Here is a 15306-nt window from a genome sequence, read left to right on the forward strand (position 1 = left end):
TGCATGTCGTGTGGTCAGAGGCTGCGGTCCCAACGGGCCGCGAGGGTCGCAGGCACCGTCAGGTACGCCGGCAAGGGCCTGTGCGGGTCCTGCTGGAACAGGACGGCCCGCGAGGAGCGGGCGCTCCTGGCCTACGTGCTCGGGACCGCCTCGTGACGGCCGTCGCGGAGGCGCCGGTCGAGGCGCCCACGTCGACGGTCGTCCGGCTCTGGTGCGGCACCTGCCATGCGCTGGTGCCCATCCGGCCGACGCGGGCATCACAGCGGCCTCGCGGCCCGGTCGTGCAGCACGTCACCCCGGCCGCGTGGGCCGACCACCGCGCCACCCACACCACTACCAAGGGAGCAGAATGACCCTCGACCTCACGGTCCGCCAGGCCGAGATCCTGGCCCAGCTGCAGGACGCGTACGGCGGGATCACGGTGTACGTGATCCCCGGTGGCAACACCGACGTCGCGGACCTGCACACGTACGGTCCCGAGAACGAGCACCTGCACTCCACGGGCACCACGTACTCCCGTGTGCTGTACCCGCTGCGCGACGCCGGCCTGCTCACGATCGCGGAGGACCGCACGACCTACGGCCGCCTGGTGAAGATCACCGACCACGGCCAGACGACCCTGACGGCACGCACGTCCCATGGCCTGCCCGGGATCGAGGCCCGCCTGCAGCTCGCGCCGAGCCGCGCGTTCGTCGAACGGTTCCTCGACCTCGGCACGGACGCCCGCCGCATGGCCCGGGTGCTGCGCGAGATCGAGCACCGCCTCGACGTCGCGCAGCGCCTGGGCGGTACCACGGTCCCGATCTCCGTGATCCGTCACCACTTGAAGGAGATCAGCCGTGGCTGACGAACACCTCACGCAGATGTCCCTCACGATGCCGGACACCGGCCCGGCCGAGCCGTGGCCGTTCAAGCCGGGCGACGTCGTGCGCGCCGGCGTTGAGGTCGACGAGCTGGAGTGGCTGGACATCGCACCGCCCGGCGTCGTCCTGCGCGATGGGTTCGAGCTCGAGTGGAAGCGGCACGCGTCCGGGTGGGCGGCCCCGGCCGCACTCCCGGCCGAGGTCGCCGCCGGCCCCGCGACCTCGGCCTACCTCGCCGGTCGCGAGCCGCTCACCGTCGTGAGCGTGCCGGAGCCGTACGTGCTCAGCCCCGAGCCGACGCGGGCGGTCCGCCGGGCCGCTGCCGTGCTGTTCGAGGCCGAGCTGTCCGGGCTGATCTTCGACGACGTCCGCGCCGGCCTGGCCGCCGCGTTCGACGTCGGCGAGGTGGCGCGGGCGCTGTTCGCGTTCGAGTACCCCGACCGGTCATGGACGGACGCGGAGGGGTGGATGCAGGCCCGGTATGTCGAGCGCGCCACCGCCCTCCGCACCGCGATCGTGGGCGCGAGCTGAGCCGTGAGCATCTACCAGTCCGAGACCGCAGTCGGGTGGGACGACGTGCCCGAGTCCTGGGAGCAGCCCGTGGGCGACGTCCGGACCTACGCCGGGTCGCACCTGTACCCGACCGACGAGAAGCCCGCCAGCATCGGCCTCGGGTACATCCCGCCGTGGTGCGTGCCGGGGAACACCGACCACGAGCCCGACGACGGCCCGTGGTGGGGTCCGTGGCTCCGCATGGACGTCGCCACCTGGAACGCCAAGCACGACCGGCCCATGGTCGCAGCCACCGTCGTCATGGACCCCGCCGCCGCCCGCGCGCTTGGCCAGGCCCTCATCGCCTGGGCCGCCGGCGAGCACACACAGCCGAAGAACCAGACCCCTGGAGAGACCACTGATGACTGACCAGACCACCCCCACGGCTGTCCTGCCGGACCACGTCGCCGTGACGGACACCGTCGTTGCCCGACTTGCGCAGTGCTCGCAGATCAAGTTCCACCACACCGACGGCGCGACCGGCAGCATCCCGCGGTACATCGCCGACGAGATCGGGCAGGCCGTGCTCGCGCTCGTGCCCGACGCCGCGCCGGTCGAGCTCACGCCGGTGCAGTACGCCCTGCTCGACGCCCTGCGCGAGGTCGCACTGTCGTCCGAGGCGCCGTCCGGGAAGTACGCCGGCGAGCAGTTGGCGCGCCTGGTCGCGGCCGAGTTCGGTCACCCGCTGCCCGAGCCCGTCGAGCGCGACGGCGGCCTCACCAACTTCCTCTACGGCCGTCCCATCGTGACGAACCCGAAGACTCCGCTCGGCACGTCGCCCATCGACCACGCGGCCCGCCAGGCGCAGGCCACGGGCGGCCCCATCAAGGGCGCGGAGGCCGACCGTGGCTGACCCCCGCATCAAGGTGCGCCCGCCGTCCGACGACCCCGGGCGCCCGCCCCGCGGCCCCGCCGGCGTGTCCACCCCGAAGCCGCCCGTCATCTTCGTGCAGCCCGAGATCATCGCCGCACTCGACCGCATCGCCACCGCGTTCGAACAGACCGCCGCGGCGCTCGCGGCCCGGCCCGTCGACCCGCCCGACCTTGTTCTGAACCTGCCCATGGGCGTCCCGTGCTGCGCCGGGATCTACCGACGCGGGGACCCGGCCGTCTATCGCTGCAACCGGGAGAACGGTCACCCGGCCGCAGAGCACGACGCCGGCCACGTCGCCGAGGTCGACGGCAAGGTCCTCGCCTGCTCGACGTGCACCGAGTTCAACCGTCGCACCACCGGCATGGTCTGCGAGACCTGCGGCACCGACTACGCCAAGGAGGTCTGAGTGGGTCCTGTGCACATCCCCGAGCTCGCGATCACGTACGTGGTGGTCTGGGACGAGCTCGGCATCGTGAAGGTGGGCCGCGCCTACAAGGCGTCGCGCCTGGGCAACCTTCACGCCACCGGCGGGCGGGTCGTGATCGCGCAGCGCGACACCCCCCGCGGGTGGGAGCAGTACGCGCTCAAGGAGCTCGCTGCGGCGGGGTTCGAGCGCGCCTTCGCGAACGAGGTGGAGGCCGCCGGCGTGCTCGCGCCGGCGGGGCGTGGGTGGACCGAGTGCTTCCGCGTCACAGCGGGGACGTTCGAGGCAATGTTGAGAACTATTTTCAGGGGGTTCGCCCGTTATGGCCGTGACCAGCAGGCAGCGAAGCGTGCCGTCGAGCATGTTCGCCGACGAGATTCTGTTGGAGCTGCCGACCGACGTCCGATTGACGGGCCTCGGGTTGAGATTCTTCGCAAACGAGTCGGGCAGGCAAACGGCGAACCCGATCTTGCTCAAGGGGTCGCTGTACCCGCTGACGGACGAGGTGACCACGGAGGTGATCGACGGGCACCTGCTCGCCCTCGAGTACGTCGGGTACATCCAGCTCTACACCGTCAACAAGCGAACGTACTTCCAGGTCGTGGACTGGCCTTCGGTGGACAAGCGCGGGATCGACATGTCGCGGGTACCCCCGCCGCCGCCAGACCCGTCAATCACCGGTCAAACCAACCCGGATACCTCTATACAGACCCTCGCGGTAGTGGAGAGAGAGGAAGAGAGAAGAGAGGAGAGAGGGAGAGAGGGAGAGAGGGAGGAGAGTGCCGAGGGAGCGGGCGAGGCCCCGCAGGGCGCCCGATCAAGTCTCCTGGGTACGCCCAAGCCATCCCCGTTCTGCACGAAGCACCCCCGGGGGACCAACCGACCGTGCCAGCCGTGCGGCCGTGCCCGCCTGCTCAGTCAGGAGTGGGTAGAAGCAGAGATAGAAGCCGCGGATCTCGAAGAACTGGGGGAAGCATCATGAGGCTGTCCAAGTGCCAGGTAGGCGGTGGCCGGTGCAACGCGCTGGTGCCGCCGGGGATGGTGGTGTGCGGGTCGCACGCTGATCAGCTCGCGTTGGAGTTGCTCGGTGCGAGCTCGCTCCTCAACGCGCTCGAGGACGCGCACATCAAGGGGCAGCGGTTCTCGACCGGCTCGACGTCCGCCGGCGTGCTGGACGAGGCCCCGGTGCCGTTCAACCGGCTCGCGAGCGAGGCCCGTACCGAGCTGCTGACCGCGCTGACGTCGGCCGCCGACCGGATCGCCGAGGAGCGCAAGATGTTCCAGGCGTTCAACAGCGACCGGGCGTTGGGTCCGTGGTTGGCCCGGCAGGTCCCGTGGCTGCGTGCTCACCCCGAGGGCGCCGAGCGGGTCGAGTACCTGCTCGACGTGCTCTACCGGGCGGCCCGTGTCGTGGACCGTCCGCCGGACCGCGTCTACCTCGGTCGGTGCGTCGGCAGGGTGGTGCCCGGGGGCGATCCGGTCGAGCCGTGCACCGAGGAGCTGTACGCCGTGCCGACCCGGCCGGAGTTCTCGTGCCCGCGCTGCGGTTGGATCTACCAGCTGGCCGAGCGGCGTGCGCACCTGCTCGGGATGACGACGGGCCTGCAGCTGGGCGCGACTGACTGTGCTCGTGCGCTGGCCGGCCTCGGCCTGGACATCACGGCGTCGAGGGTCCGGGTGTGGGCGTCGCGGCATCTGATCAAGCCGGTCGAGGACGGGGACGGCAACCCGGTCCGCCGCCGTGGCCACGCGGTGTACCTGGTGGCCGACGTGCTCGCCGTCGTCGAGCGGATGGCCCGCGACCGTGGTCGGGACACGTCCGTGGTCGATAGTCTGCGTCGCATGGTGAGCCCCGACGGAAGGACGGCCTGATGGTCAACGAGCTCTCGCCCACGGCTATGGGTGCGCTCGTGGCCGCGACCGTTCCGTCGCCGATCGCGCAGGCGATCTTCGGGCCCGCGCTGGCGTACGAGAAGGACCTCGCCGAGCGGGCCGCGCGTGGCGAGGAGGTCGACCTGATGGAACCAGCGGTCGGGGAGTGCAACCGGTGCCACCGTCAGACCTGGGATGAGGTGAACATCGGCACCGAGGACCGCATGACGCAACCTGACGGCGGCCCGTGCGGTGGACGATTCGAGCCCACACACTAGACACCCGCTTCAATGAAGCGGGTGCGCAGGCCATGGAATAGCGCCTTGACCTGCACTTATGCCCTATGGAAGGGCGCTCCTGTAGGCGGGCAGTGAGCACATGGTGAGCCGGACGCGCCGAAACCGCAGGTAGATCCGTGCATGCGTGGGCCGTGTGCGCTAAGTTATGCCACGGTAAGAAGTACTGACGAAAGGCCCGGACATCCCCCAGGGTGGCCGGGCCTTCGTGCTGCCCGCCGGAGGTGCACCGTGGGTCAGGTGCACAACGGGCACCGCTGGCGGAAGCTGGTCACCGAGCTGTGCCCGCCCGGATCGTGGTGCGAGATCGAGGAGTGCTGGGCCCCGAGCAGGGAGATCCAGTACGGCCTGCGCCCTCGCCATCCACTGGGCCCGAGCCTCGACCACATCGTCGAGGTATGGCAGGGCGGCGCCGAGTACGACCCGCGCAACCTGCGCCCCTCGCACCTGCGATGCAACGTCATCAAGTCGAACCAGCTGCGCGCCGCGGCACGAGCTGACGCTGTGCAGCCTCGCCGGCAAGGCAGGGCACGGGCGGCCGCGATGGGCACCTCGGGACGTCGACGACGGTCCTCCGTGGCCCTCGACTGACCCCCGATCCGTGCATCTTCCCAGGTCAGCGCACATTTTTAGGTTTTGCCCACTGCAGAGACCCGCGCATGTCCATTTTTCTAAACACGCACGGGGCTAGACGTGTAACAGGTTCGGGGGTGTAACACGTGGCCAAAGCCCGCAAGTTCCTCGAAGGCGTGAAGCATGGCCGCTCCTGCTACGTCGCGGGCTGCGACTGTGCGGTCGGCCGGCAGGCCAACTCCGAGTACCTCAAGGACTACCGGGCACGGAAGCGCGCCGAGCAGCTCGAGGCCGCCGGCGTGCAGCTGCTCGACGTCGAGCCACCCGAGCCCGAGCCGGAAACGACGCCGGCAGATCCGCCCGTCGTCGGCCCGATCGAGCAGGCGCTCGCGGACGACCTCGCGCGCAACGACGGCACGGCGACGTACCTCGAGCAGGTCGCCGTCACGGTCGCTCGCTCGCTGGACATGGCGGTCCGCACCTACCGGCTCGACCTGATCTCGCCGCTCGCGCAGCGCCTGGTCGACGTCGGTGTCCGGCTGTGGCCGCCGGCGCCCGCCGAGCCCGCCGGCGACGACAAAGACAAGCGCGCTGAGCTCCTGCTGCTGATGGGCGGCGAGGGGCAGACCACTGCCGAGCCGGAGGCTGCCGGTGGCGCGTGACCGCGCCGAGGCCGTCCCGCTGTTCCACACCCCGCGACACCCGACCCGGGACACGACCGGCAACCGCAAGGCCGGCGTCGCCCGCGCACTGGGTATGCCGTTCATCCCGTGGCAGCGCGAGATGGCCGACGTGTGGGGCGAGCTTGACGGAGCCACGGGCACCTACTGGTACGACACGCTCGTCCTGCTGGGCCTGAGGCAGACCGGCAAGACGACGTTCACGCTCACCGACCAGCTGGAGACCGCGCTCTACTTCCCCGGCTCGGTGATCCGGTACACGGCCCAGACCCAGACCATGGGGCTGGCCCGGCTGGAGAACGACTTCTACGTCCCGATCTCTGACTCGCCGCTGTCTCTGTTCCTCGACAAGCGGTACGGCCGGCGGACACAGAAGCTCGGATGGGACGGGCGCACGGGCTCCGAGCAGATCCGGTTCCTGAACCGGTCGCGCTGGGAGACCGAAGCTGTCAAGGAGGAGAGCGGCCACGGCCCGGCGCTGACCAAGGGCGTCGTCGACGAGGCCTTCGCGCACGAGACAGGCGCCGTCGAACAGGCCATGCGGCCGGCCATGCAGACGATCGACCACGCACAGATCATCATCGCGTCGGCCGCCGGCACCGCGAAGTCGAAGTACCTCGCCGGCAAACGCGAGCAGGAAGAGACAAGATTCCAGTCGCTGGTCGAGCAGTACGGGCCGCTCGGCCCGACCAGGTCCCGCACCATGTTCGTGCAGTACGCGGCACCGCTCGACGCTGACCCCGCTGACCCCGCCACCTGGTGGGGGTGTCACCCCGGCCTCGGCTGGCTGACCACCGAGGCGAAGATCTCTGCCGCGCTCGAGGCGACCGAGAACGACCCGTGGGAGTTCTACCGCCCCTACCTCGGGTGGTGGAAGCCGACCGGCGCGGACGAATGGGTCATCCCGCAGGCGTCCGTCAAGGCCTGCATCGTGGGCGCCGACGACCCCAACGACTGGACTGGCGACCCGGTCTGGGCCGTCGACGTATCCCCCGACCGGTCCCTGACCACCGTGGCGCTCGCGGGCGTCACGCCCGGTGCCCGCTGCTGGGTGGAGATCGCCGAGCAGGACGCCGGAACGGCATGGGTTGTGAGCCTGCTCAAGCGGCTGCGCGGCGAGCTGGGCGGCAACACCGTGGCGATCGACGGTGCGGGCGGCGCCGGCGCCCTGGAGCAGGACCTGATCGATGCCGGATTCGACGTCGTGCGGCTGTCGCACCAGCAGAAGGTCGACGGATGCGGCGGCTTGTTCGACGACTTCGCCCAGCAGAACGTTCGGTTCGGCGGCGACTCCGAGATCGTCTCCGCGATCAAGGCGGCCGCGAAGAAGAAGACCGGCACGGACGCGTTCATCTGGGCCAAGGGCAAGAGCCTCGGCGACATCACCGCGCTGTACGGCGTGACCCTCGCCAGGCAGGCCCTGGTCATGAAGGGCGTCTACGACCCGATGGAACATCTTCGATGAGAGGAGCCACCTTGCGACTCGTCCGCTATCTACCGGGCGTGCTCGGCGCCCTCCTGGTCGTCACCGGCGCCGCCCTCGTGTACATCCCGGCCGGCCTCCTGGTCGCCGGCGTCCTGCTGCTGCTGCTCGATCGGAGGATCTGATGGGGCTGTTCAGTGGGGAGTCTCTCCGTGGTGCGCCAGCTGCGCAGCACGAGGACCGCAGCCGGTCCTACCAGGCGGTCAAGTCGCCGGTCGATATCGGCTCCTACTCCGACGTCGTGGTCACCGCGGACACCGCGGTGCAGTCGGTCGCGGTACGTACGACGGTCGACCTGATCGCGTCCCTGGTCTCCGAGCTGCCGACCACGGTCTCCACCATGCGCGCCGGGACCAAGCGCGCGGTGGCCGCGCCCGACAACATCCTCGACCCGGGCGGCGACGGCAAGGGCTATGAGGACTGGGTCTACCGGGTGCTGAGCTCGTGGCTCCTGTCGGGCAACACGTACGGCATGGGGATGGTCTCGGGTCGCGACCTGTTCGTCGACCTGTGGAATCCCAACGAGGTGACGTGCTCTCTCGTCGAGGGCCAGGAGCAGTGGTACTTGCGGGGTGAGCACGTCACGGAAGCCGCGCTGTTCGCGCACTGGCGGGTCAACCCGCAGGCCGGCCGGGTGCTGGGCCTGTCCCCGATCGAGCAGCACGCGTCCACGCTCGGGGTGTCGCTGGCCACCACCCGGTTCGGTCGCTCCTGGTTCGCTGACGGAGCCCACCCGTCGGGCATGCTGACCAACTCTGACGCGGTGCTGGACGACGCCCAGGCGGACACGGCCAAGGGCCGGCTGAACGCGTCGCTACAGGGCACACGCGACCCCCTGGTGCTGGGCCGCGGCTGGGGTTTCAAGGAGATTCAGATCTCCCCGGAGGAGTCGCAGTTCCTGCAGACCTCGAAGATGTCCGAGGCGCAGTGCGCGCGGATCTTCGGGCCGGGCTGGGCCGAGCTGCTGGGGTACGAATCCGGTGGCTCGATGACGTACTCCAACGTCGTCGACCGCCGCCTGGACGCGCTCGTCCTCTCGGCGAACCGGTGGATCCGTCGCATCGAGCGGGTGCTGCGCGAGCTCGCGCCCGGCATGCACATCGAGATCAACCGCGAGGGTCTGCTCGAGGCCTCGACGCTGCAGCGCTATCAGTCGCACGCGTCCGCGCTGACCAACAAGTGGCGCACCATCAACGAGGTGCGGGACATCGAAGGCCTCGCCCCGGTGGCGTGGGGCAACGACCCTGACGGGGTCGCACCGGCCACCGGCACCGCGCCGGCCCCTGGCACCGAGCCGGCCGACGATGCCACGCCGACGGAAGCCGAGCAGGCGCGTGCTGCGGCCGAGCTCATCCAGAAGATCTACCTCGGAGTGGGCGTCGTGCTCACCGCCGAAGAGGCCCGGAACATCGCTAACCGTGCAGGCGCCGGCCTGCCTACTGGAGGAATGCCAGATGGAAACGCTGCCGGGCTTTGAGGTGGTGCGCGCGCACTCGGCGCGCTCGCTGCTCCGTGCGGAAGATGACGAAGGCCTCGGCATGCTCGAGGTCCGGTTCTCCGTGTTCGACGAGTGGTACCGGATCCGCTCGTGGTGGGAGGGCGACTTCCTCGAGCGCATCCAGCGTGGTGCGTTCGCGAAGACGATCACCGAGAACAGGGACCGGATCCGTGTGCAGTTCCAGCACGGCATGGACTGGCAGATCGGCGACAAGTTCCTCGGCACGATCGACGACCTCCGGGAGGACCAGGACGCCGGCGTCGCCGACGTCGGCCTGTTCGACACCTCGTACAACCGCGACCTGCTGCCCGGCCTGCGCGCCGGCCAGTACGGCGCCTCGATGCGGATGACCGTCATCAAGGACGAGTGGAACGAGGAGCCGGGCCGCACGGAGCACAACCCCGACGGCGTGCCGGAGCGGTCGATCACCGAGGTCCGCCTGCACGAGCTGGGTCCCGTCCCCTTCGGTGCGAACCCCACGGCCTCGGCCGGGATGCGTTCGGGCACCGACGACTTCTACGAGTGGCTTGCGCGCCGTGACCCCGAGCGGGTCGACGCGCTGCGCTCCACCCGAAACACACTTCGCACTCCACCTGACGATGCAGCCGGTTCGACCACTGCGCCGTCCGACGGAGCCGCAACCAGCACGACCCACGACGAGCCGGGTTCGCCCCACTCGGGTGGTCTGTCGGCCGCGCAGCGCGACCGGCTTATCACTCTCAAGATGAAGGGAGCGTGACGGTCATGGACCCGATCGCCGTTCTCCGGGCACGCCTGGAGGCAGTCACCACCGAGTTCCGTTCCATCCACGACACCGCGGGGGAGGCGAAGCTCGACGAGGCACAGGAGGCCCGCTGGGCCGAGCTCGACGCGGAGGAGACCGAGGTCCGCGCGGAGATCGAGAAGCTCGAGGTCGCCGAGGTCCGCGCGGCCAAGATCGCCGAGCAGCGCGCGAAGTTCCAGTCGGTGCAGATCGGGGCCCCGGTCCCGTCCGACGACGTCGACGTGCGGAGCCTGTCCCGGCCCGACGCCCAGTCCCGCGCGCTCAAGCGCTCGGAGGAGACCTCCAAGATGCTCGGCCTGCGCGCCGACCAGGAGTCCAAGATCGAGCGTCTGCTGCGCGCCTCGAGCGGCAACATCAGCGGCGACTTCCTCGCCCGCCGGCTGCTGCTCACCGAGACCGACGCGTACCGCTCGGCCTACATGAAGGGCATGACGTCGGCTTCCCCGGCGTTCACCCCGGAAGAGGCCCGTGCGCTCGCGGCGTTCCGTGCGCTCGAGGAGCGTGCGATGAACGAGGGCACCGGTTCCGCCGGCGGCTTCGGCGTCCCGGTCCTGATCGACCCGACGATCATCCTCACGGCGCAGGGTTCGCTGAACCCGTTCCGTGCGATCGCCCGGGTCGAGACGATCACCAACAACGAGTGGAAGGGCGTCAGCTCGGCGGGCGTGTCGTGGTCCTACGACGCCGAGGCCACCGCGGTCTCGGACGACAGCCCGACGCTCACGAACCCGTCGGTGCCCGTGCACATGGCGCGCGGCTTCGTGCCGTACTCCATCGAGCTCGGACAGGACTACCCCGGGTTCGCGCTGGAGATCTCGCCGCTCCTGGCCATGGGGTACGACGAGCTGCAGGCGGAGTCGTTCGCGACGGGTACCGGTGTCGGCCAGCCGACCGGAATCCTCACGGCGCTGGACGCCAACCCGGCATCCGAGGTCGCCGTGATCACCAACGACGCGCTCGTCGCTGCTGACATCTCCAAGGTCTGGAACGCACTGCCGGACCGCTGGAAGCAGGCCGCTACCTGGGTGATGTCCCAGGCCGTGGGCACCGACATCGCAGGCTGGGGCGACGCATACGGCACCCGCACCGTCGACGCCACGGGGACGCTCGAGAAGCTGCGCGAGCGGCCGATCGCGTACTCGTCCTACTTCCCGCAGTTCGCGGGCACCGCCTCGCAGAACATCCTGGCAGTGGGCGACTTCCGCAACTTCCTGATCGCCGAGCGGGCGGGCATGACGACCGAGTTCGTCCCCCACCTGTTCGACACGACGACCGGTCGCCCGACCGGTGAGCGCGGCTGGTTCGCGTTCGCCCGCCACGGGTCGGACTCGATCAACGACGCCGGCTTCCGCCTGCTCAAGAACCAGGCCACCGCGGACGTCTGATCCGCTCCCATGCCCGCGGCCCCGACAGCTCCGGCTGCCGGGGCCGCGGGCATACCCCGCAAGCCCACAAACTTCCACGAGGTGAATCGTGAGCAACATCGTCATGGCCCTGCAGTCGGCGACCATCGTCGGCCGCCAGGGCGAGAAGATCTCCGTGCGCCGCGGCGAGGCGTGGTCCTCGGACGCAGTAGTGGTGCACTCGCACCCGGACCTGTTCACGTCCGACCCGGGCGACGCGCTCGGCGTGCACATGGAGGGGCTCCCGGCCGAGCTCGTCGAGCGCACAGAGCCAGCCCCCGACCCGACGCCCGTCACGCCCGAGCCCGAGCCCGAGCCGGAGCCGGAGCCGGAGCCCGAGCCGGAGCCGGAGCCCGTCGCCGACGACGACGACGCGGACGCGAAGCCGCGCCGCCGGCGCTCACGTGCGGTCGCCGAGGCCGACGCCGAGAAGCCGGCCGAGGCCTGACCGGTGGCGCTGTCGTGGCCCATCACGGGCGAGGACGTGTGCACCGCCTTGAAGTGGGACACGGCGCGCGCATCCGAGGTGACCGACTATGCCGAGGCCGCCGTCGCACGCGTCGAGCGGGAGTGTGGCCCGTGGCAGGGGCAGCCGATCACGCACCGCCTGACGACGCGGGCCACGCGCGCAGCTCTGCGCCTGCCCTGGCCGATCGCGCACGACAGTGTGCCGACGGTCACCGTCGACGGCAGGGCCGTCTCTCCGGTCACTCCTGACCCCGACGCCGGCCTGATCTACGGCCGGTTCCCCGTCGGCCAGGTCGTGGTCACTGCGACCGCCAGAGCGGCCGACACCGTGCCCGACGACGTGATCCTCGCCGCCCGATACCTCGGCGCTTTCTGGGCCAAGCAGGAGAAGGTCGGCAACCCGTCGCGCAGCTCGCGCGGCACCGAGCCCGACACTGACGTGCAGCAGGGATTTGCGATGCCGCGCCGCGTCTCCGAGATGCTCCGCCCCTACATCCTGGTCGGTGGTTTCGCATGAGCACCGGCATCCACCGCTCGCTCGGCGAGGCAGCGACCGCCGTGAAGACTGGCCTGCACAACGTCTCTGTCTCGGCGCTCGCAGCTGCGGCCCGGACCGACGTGCAAGCCGCGTTCGGGTACCCGTGGCCGATCGAGCACGACGACACCATCGCGGTGACGGCGGTCCGTGCCGCACCGCAGGACGGGACCGTGTCGTCGACGCGGCAGCGGCAGCAGGACATCTACGTCGACGTCGAGATCGACAGCTACCGGCAGACCGCGTCGGACCGCGAGGTGCACGACATCGCGTACGGCGTGCTCGACATCTTCGACCGGGCAGTGCGCGCCGACCCCACCCTCGGCGGCGCTGCGCTGTGGTGCTTCTCCGACGACCTGGTGTCTGACGGAGCGACCGAGGACGAAGAGACCGGCGAGGGCCGCATATGTGCGATCCGCGCCACGTACAAGGCCCGCGTGATGGTGAGGAGCTGAGCATGCCCAAGTTCAAGAACGTGTCCCCGCTGGGGGCACTCGACCTGCCGCTGATCCGCCGGGTCGTCGACCGCGGCGAAGTCATCACGGTCACCGCCGCCCAGGCGAAGCACCTGCACGGCCAGACCGCCACATGGAAGCCGGTCGCCAGCAGCAACCGGACCGGCGGCCAGACGCCGCCCGACCCCGACGCCGGCGCCGCCGGCGACGACAACCAGAGCGAGGAGTAACCCCGTGGGCATCCAGAGCGACTACACCCTTGGCATGGCCCAGGAGGCCGAGTACGGCACCGCCGTGGCGCCGACCCGGTTCTTCGAGCCGGAGACGTTCTCTCTCAAGGAGACCGTCGCCACCGCGCAGGGCACGGGCATGCGCCCCGGCCAGCGCGTGGCACGGTCCGCACGCCGCGCGATCGTCAAGCGCGAGGCCGCCGGCGACATCCAGCTCGACGCGACCACGGTCGGCCTCGGCTACCTCCTGTCTGCGTTCTTCGGCGTCACCACCAACACCGAGACCGCCGTCGCGTCGGGTGTGTTCCAGCAGGTACACACCCTCAAGACCGAGGACTGGGCCGACTCCTACACGATCCAGCAGGGCATCCCGCGCCTCGGCTCGGCAGTCACCGACGCGTACACGTACACGGGCGCACAGTGCACCACCCTGTCGCTCGAGGCGCCGGCCGACGACATCGTGTCCCTGTCCACGTCGTGGGTCGCCCGCGCCCTGTCCCTCACCGAGGCGTACGCCGCACCGTCCTACCCGGCCGAGCTCGACCTGTTCACGTTCGTCGGCGGCTCGATCTACATCGGCGCCGCCGCGTTCGTCGCACCCACGGCCACCGCCCTCGCGTCCGCCGGCGCCGAGCTCGCGACCGTGCGCACCGCACAGGTCAACCTCGACAACGGCCTCGACAGCAACGGATTCAACCTCGGCGGCGCAGGCCGGCGCTCGCGGCCCGCGGCGTACACGGGCGGCAAGAACGACGCCGTGGCCGGGTCGTTCGAGCTGGAGTACACGAACCGGGATCTCGTCGACGCCTACCTCGACCAGGCCGAGCTGTGCATGCTCCTGACGTTCGAGGGCCCGACAGAGATCGCAGCCGGGGAGAAGCCGACCCTGCAGATCGCGGTGCCGAGCGTGTTCCTGGACGGTGACCTGCCCGAGCCGAACGGCGGCGACGTGATCACGACGTCGCACGACTGGACGGGTCTGCAGGGCACGGACCCGCAGCCGGTGTACGCGGTCTACCGCTCGGCCGACCTGGTCCCCTGATGGCCAAGAAGCGGCCGTCGGCCTCGACGGCCGCGGCGTCCGGCTTGGACTTCGAGCTGGACGTGTCGAACCTGCGCGAGGTCCTCGGGGCGGTGAAGGAGTTCTCGCCGGCCCTGGCGCGCAAGCTCCGCAAGGAGCTGCGCGGCACGGGCGACGAGATCATCGCCGACCAGCACAAGGAGCTCGACGGTCCGCTGCCGCCGGGTGTGGCGGTGACCGGGAAGCGCACACGGCTGATCGTGCCGAACGACGGCAGCAAGCCGTACTTCCGTCGCGTGAACGTGTACGAGGAGCGGGAGCGGGCGGCCAACAACCGCCCGAGCCGCGGCATGCGGCAGGGCATCAAGCGATCGCTGAAGACCCGGGTCGTGGCGGGCAAGACGAGGCAGGGCGTGCAGGTGCGCGCCAACTCGAAGGTCTCGGACATGACGCACGCGTGGCAGGCCAAGATCTTCCGCCACCCCGTCTTCTCCCACACCGGGAAGTTCGTGCACCAGCGCGGGCAGCAATATTTCTGGGGCCCCGCGGTCAGGGGCCGCGACCGGGCCGCGATCAAAGTGGACCAGGTCATCGCCCAGGCGTTGACCGAGATGAGCAAGGGGAGCTAGTGCGTATCACGATTGAGGGCCAGACGATCCGAGCGGTCAACCTGACCACCGCGCCGGGGCGGGCCGTGATGGCCCTGCAGCAGCAGACCGGCTACGGCCTCGAAGAGATCGCGGCGATGGGCGAGGACACGGCCCGGCAGACCGAGTGCAACAAGATGATCGAGTTCCTGTCCGAGCACAACCGCGGCCGGTTCGTGACGTGGGACGAGGTCCTCGACCGGCCGCTGCCCGCGATGATCCCTGACAAGGACGAGATCGCCCGTGCCGAGGCGGCCGAGGCGGAGGCCGAGGGCGGGGCCGACGGTGAGGGCCCTACGCCAGCGTCGACGGATTCCCCCTCCGTCGACGCCGACCTCGCCGACGAGCCGGCGCCGGCAAAGCCCGCACGGACCCGGAAATCCTCAAGCTCTACCAAGACGAGCCGTGGCTCGACCAGCAAATCACGAGCCGCATCGTCACAGTGATGCGGCTTTTCCCGGGCCTGGTCCCGGGAGTCGTCTACGACCTCGAGTGGCGGGTGTGGACGGCGGTAGCGCTGTCGGTGGACAGGCACGTCGAGCAGGCCAAGAGGGACCGCGAAGAGGCCGACAGGGCTTCCCGTCACCGGCGCCCGCGCACAGCTGGCCGTCGTCGCTGACCCAGAGCTGAGACCGTGAGGGGGGTGCA

At 70.2% G+C, this 15306-nt stretch carries 24 protein-coding genes; all 24 read left to right on the plus strand.

Annotated elements, in window-relative coordinates:
- The first annotated feature begins 152 nt into the window (after positions 1–152).
- The 24 genes from APR04_RS18930 to APR04_RS19040 all read left to right on the plus strand — a co-directional run bounded on the left by APR04_RS18930 (position 153) and on the right by APR04_RS19040 (position 15277).
- A complete protein-coding gene (locus APR04_RS18930; RefSeq protein WP_253873044.1) occupies positions 153–353 on the plus strand; it encodes a hypothetical protein in 201 nt (66 codons plus the stop codon).
- On the plus strand, positions 350–847 hold the full coding sequence (locus APR04_RS18935) for a hypothetical protein (RefSeq protein WP_253873047.1): 498 nt from the start codon (positions 350–352) through the stop codon (positions 845–847). Before APR04_RS18930 ends, APR04_RS18935 begins: the two co-directional genes overlap by 4 nt.
- Positions 840–1394 (plus strand): hypothetical protein, encoded by a 555-nt coding sequence (locus APR04_RS18940; RefSeq protein ID WP_253873050.1) that lies wholly within the window; start codon positions 840–842, stop codon positions 1392–1394. The genes APR04_RS18935 and APR04_RS18940 overlap by 8 nt, the downstream gene beginning before the upstream one ends.
- Positions 1395–1397: 3 nt before the next feature.
- Positions 1398–1784, plus strand: coding sequence for a hypothetical protein (locus tag APR04_RS18945; RefSeq protein WP_253873052.1), 387 nt, complete (start codon positions 1398–1400; stop codon positions 1782–1784).
- Entirely contained in the window at positions 1777–2268 is a 492-nt protein-coding gene (locus tag APR04_RS18950) for a hypothetical protein (protein WP_253873056.1), read from the plus strand. The genes APR04_RS18945 and APR04_RS18950 overlap by 8 nt, the downstream gene beginning before the upstream one ends.
- A complete protein-coding gene (locus tag APR04_RS18955; RefSeq protein ID WP_253873059.1) occupies positions 2261–2695 on the plus strand; it encodes a hypothetical protein in 435 nt (144 codons plus the stop codon). The genes APR04_RS18950 and APR04_RS18955 overlap by 8 nt, the downstream gene beginning before the upstream one ends.
- A 379-nt stretch (positions 2696–3074) precedes the next feature.
- Positions 3075–3695 carry a hypothetical protein gene (locus APR04_RS18960; RefSeq protein ID WP_253873061.1) on the plus strand — a complete coding sequence of 207 codons (621 nt, stop codon included), beginning with the start codon at positions 3075–3077 and terminating at the stop codon, positions 3693–3695.
- Positions 3692–4585, plus strand: a complete 894-nt coding sequence (locus tag APR04_RS18965; RefSeq protein WP_253873063.1) for a hypothetical protein — start codon at positions 3692–3694, stop codon at positions 4583–4585. The genes APR04_RS18960 and APR04_RS18965 overlap by 4 nt, the downstream gene beginning before the upstream one ends.
- Positions 4585–4863 carry a hypothetical protein gene (locus tag APR04_RS18970; protein WP_253873068.1) on the plus strand — a complete coding sequence of 93 codons (279 nt, stop codon included), beginning with the start codon at positions 4585–4587 and terminating at the stop codon, positions 4861–4863. Before APR04_RS18965 ends, APR04_RS18970 begins: the two co-directional genes overlap by 1 nt.
- A gap of 249 nt (positions 4864–5112) precedes the next feature.
- Positions 5113–5472, plus strand: a complete 360-nt coding sequence (locus tag APR04_RS18975; protein WP_253873070.1) for an HNH endonuclease — start codon at positions 5113–5115, stop codon at positions 5470–5472.
- A 128-nt stretch (positions 5473–5600) separates the two neighbouring features.
- Positions 5601–6116: a hypothetical protein gene (locus APR04_RS18980; protein WP_253873073.1), complete on the plus strand. Its 516-nt coding sequence runs from the start codon at positions 5601–5603 to the stop codon at positions 6114–6116.
- The gene (locus APR04_RS18985; RefSeq protein ID WP_253873076.1) at positions 6106–7599 is read left to right on the plus strand and encodes a terminase large subunit domain-containing protein; all 1494 of its coding nucleotides are present in this window, start codon (positions 6106–6108) and stop codon (positions 7597–7599) included. Before APR04_RS18980 ends, APR04_RS18985 begins: the two co-directional genes overlap by 11 nt.
- Positions 7600–7610: 11 nt before the next feature.
- Positions 7611–7742, plus strand: a complete 132-nt coding sequence (locus APR04_RS30625; RefSeq protein ID WP_301312714.1) for a hypothetical protein — start codon at positions 7611–7613, stop codon at positions 7740–7742.
- Complete coding sequence (locus APR04_RS18990) at positions 7742–9094, plus strand: phage portal protein (RefSeq protein ID WP_253873078.1); 1353 nt, start codon at positions 7742–7744, stop codon at positions 9092–9094. Before APR04_RS30625 ends, APR04_RS18990 begins: the two co-directional genes overlap by 1 nt.
- Entirely contained in the window at positions 9072–9854 is a 783-nt protein-coding gene (locus APR04_RS18995; protein ID WP_253873081.1) for an HK97 family phage prohead protease, read from the plus strand. The genes APR04_RS18990 and APR04_RS18995 overlap by 23 nt, the downstream gene beginning before the upstream one ends.
- Before the next feature lie 5 nt (positions 9855–9859).
- The gene (locus APR04_RS19000; protein WP_253873083.1) at positions 9860–11284 is read left to right on the plus strand and encodes a phage major capsid protein; all 1425 of its coding nucleotides are present in this window, start codon (positions 9860–9862) and stop codon (positions 11282–11284) included.
- Between the two features lie 88 nt (positions 11285–11372).
- Positions 11373–11750, plus strand: a complete 378-nt coding sequence (locus APR04_RS19005) for a hypothetical protein (RefSeq protein ID WP_253873086.1) — start codon at positions 11373–11375, stop codon at positions 11748–11750.
- Positions 11751–11753: 3 nt separating this feature from the next.
- A complete protein-coding gene (locus APR04_RS19010) occupies positions 11754–12287 on the plus strand; it encodes a hypothetical protein (protein ID WP_253873089.1) in 534 nt (177 codons plus the stop codon).
- Positions 12284–12760 (plus strand): hypothetical protein, encoded by a 477-nt coding sequence (locus APR04_RS19015; RefSeq protein ID WP_253873091.1) that lies wholly within the window; start codon positions 12284–12286, stop codon positions 12758–12760. The genes APR04_RS19010 and APR04_RS19015 overlap by 4 nt, the downstream gene beginning before the upstream one ends.
- A 2-nt stretch (positions 12761–12762) precedes the next feature.
- Complete coding sequence (locus tag APR04_RS19020; protein WP_253873093.1) at positions 12763–12990, plus strand: hypothetical protein; 228 nt, start codon at positions 12763–12765, stop codon at positions 12988–12990.
- Positions 12991–12994: 4 nt separating this feature from the next.
- Entirely contained in the window at positions 12995–14032 is a 1038-nt protein-coding gene (locus APR04_RS19025; protein ID WP_253873095.1) for a phage tail tube protein, read from the plus strand.
- Positions 14032–14640, plus strand: a complete 609-nt coding sequence (locus APR04_RS19030; protein ID WP_253873098.1) for a hypothetical protein — start codon at positions 14032–14034, stop codon at positions 14638–14640. The genes APR04_RS19025 and APR04_RS19030 overlap by 1 nt, the downstream gene beginning before the upstream one ends.
- Positions 14640–15104, plus strand: a complete 465-nt coding sequence (locus APR04_RS19035; protein ID WP_253873100.1) for a hypothetical protein — start codon at positions 14640–14642, stop codon at positions 15102–15104. Before APR04_RS19030 ends, APR04_RS19035 begins: the two co-directional genes overlap by 1 nt.
- The gene (locus APR04_RS19040; RefSeq protein ID WP_253873102.1) at positions 15104–15277 is read left to right on the plus strand and encodes a hypothetical protein; all 174 of its coding nucleotides are present in this window, start codon (positions 15104–15106) and stop codon (positions 15275–15277) included. The genes APR04_RS19035 and APR04_RS19040 overlap by 1 nt, the downstream gene beginning before the upstream one ends.
- The last annotated feature ends 29 nt before the right edge of the window (positions 15278–15306 follow it).

The sequence above is a fragment of the Promicromonospora umidemergens genome (assembly GCF_024171995.1).
Classification (GTDB): domain Bacteria; phylum Actinomycetota; class Actinomycetes; order Actinomycetales; family Cellulomonadaceae; genus Promicromonospora; species Promicromonospora umidemergens.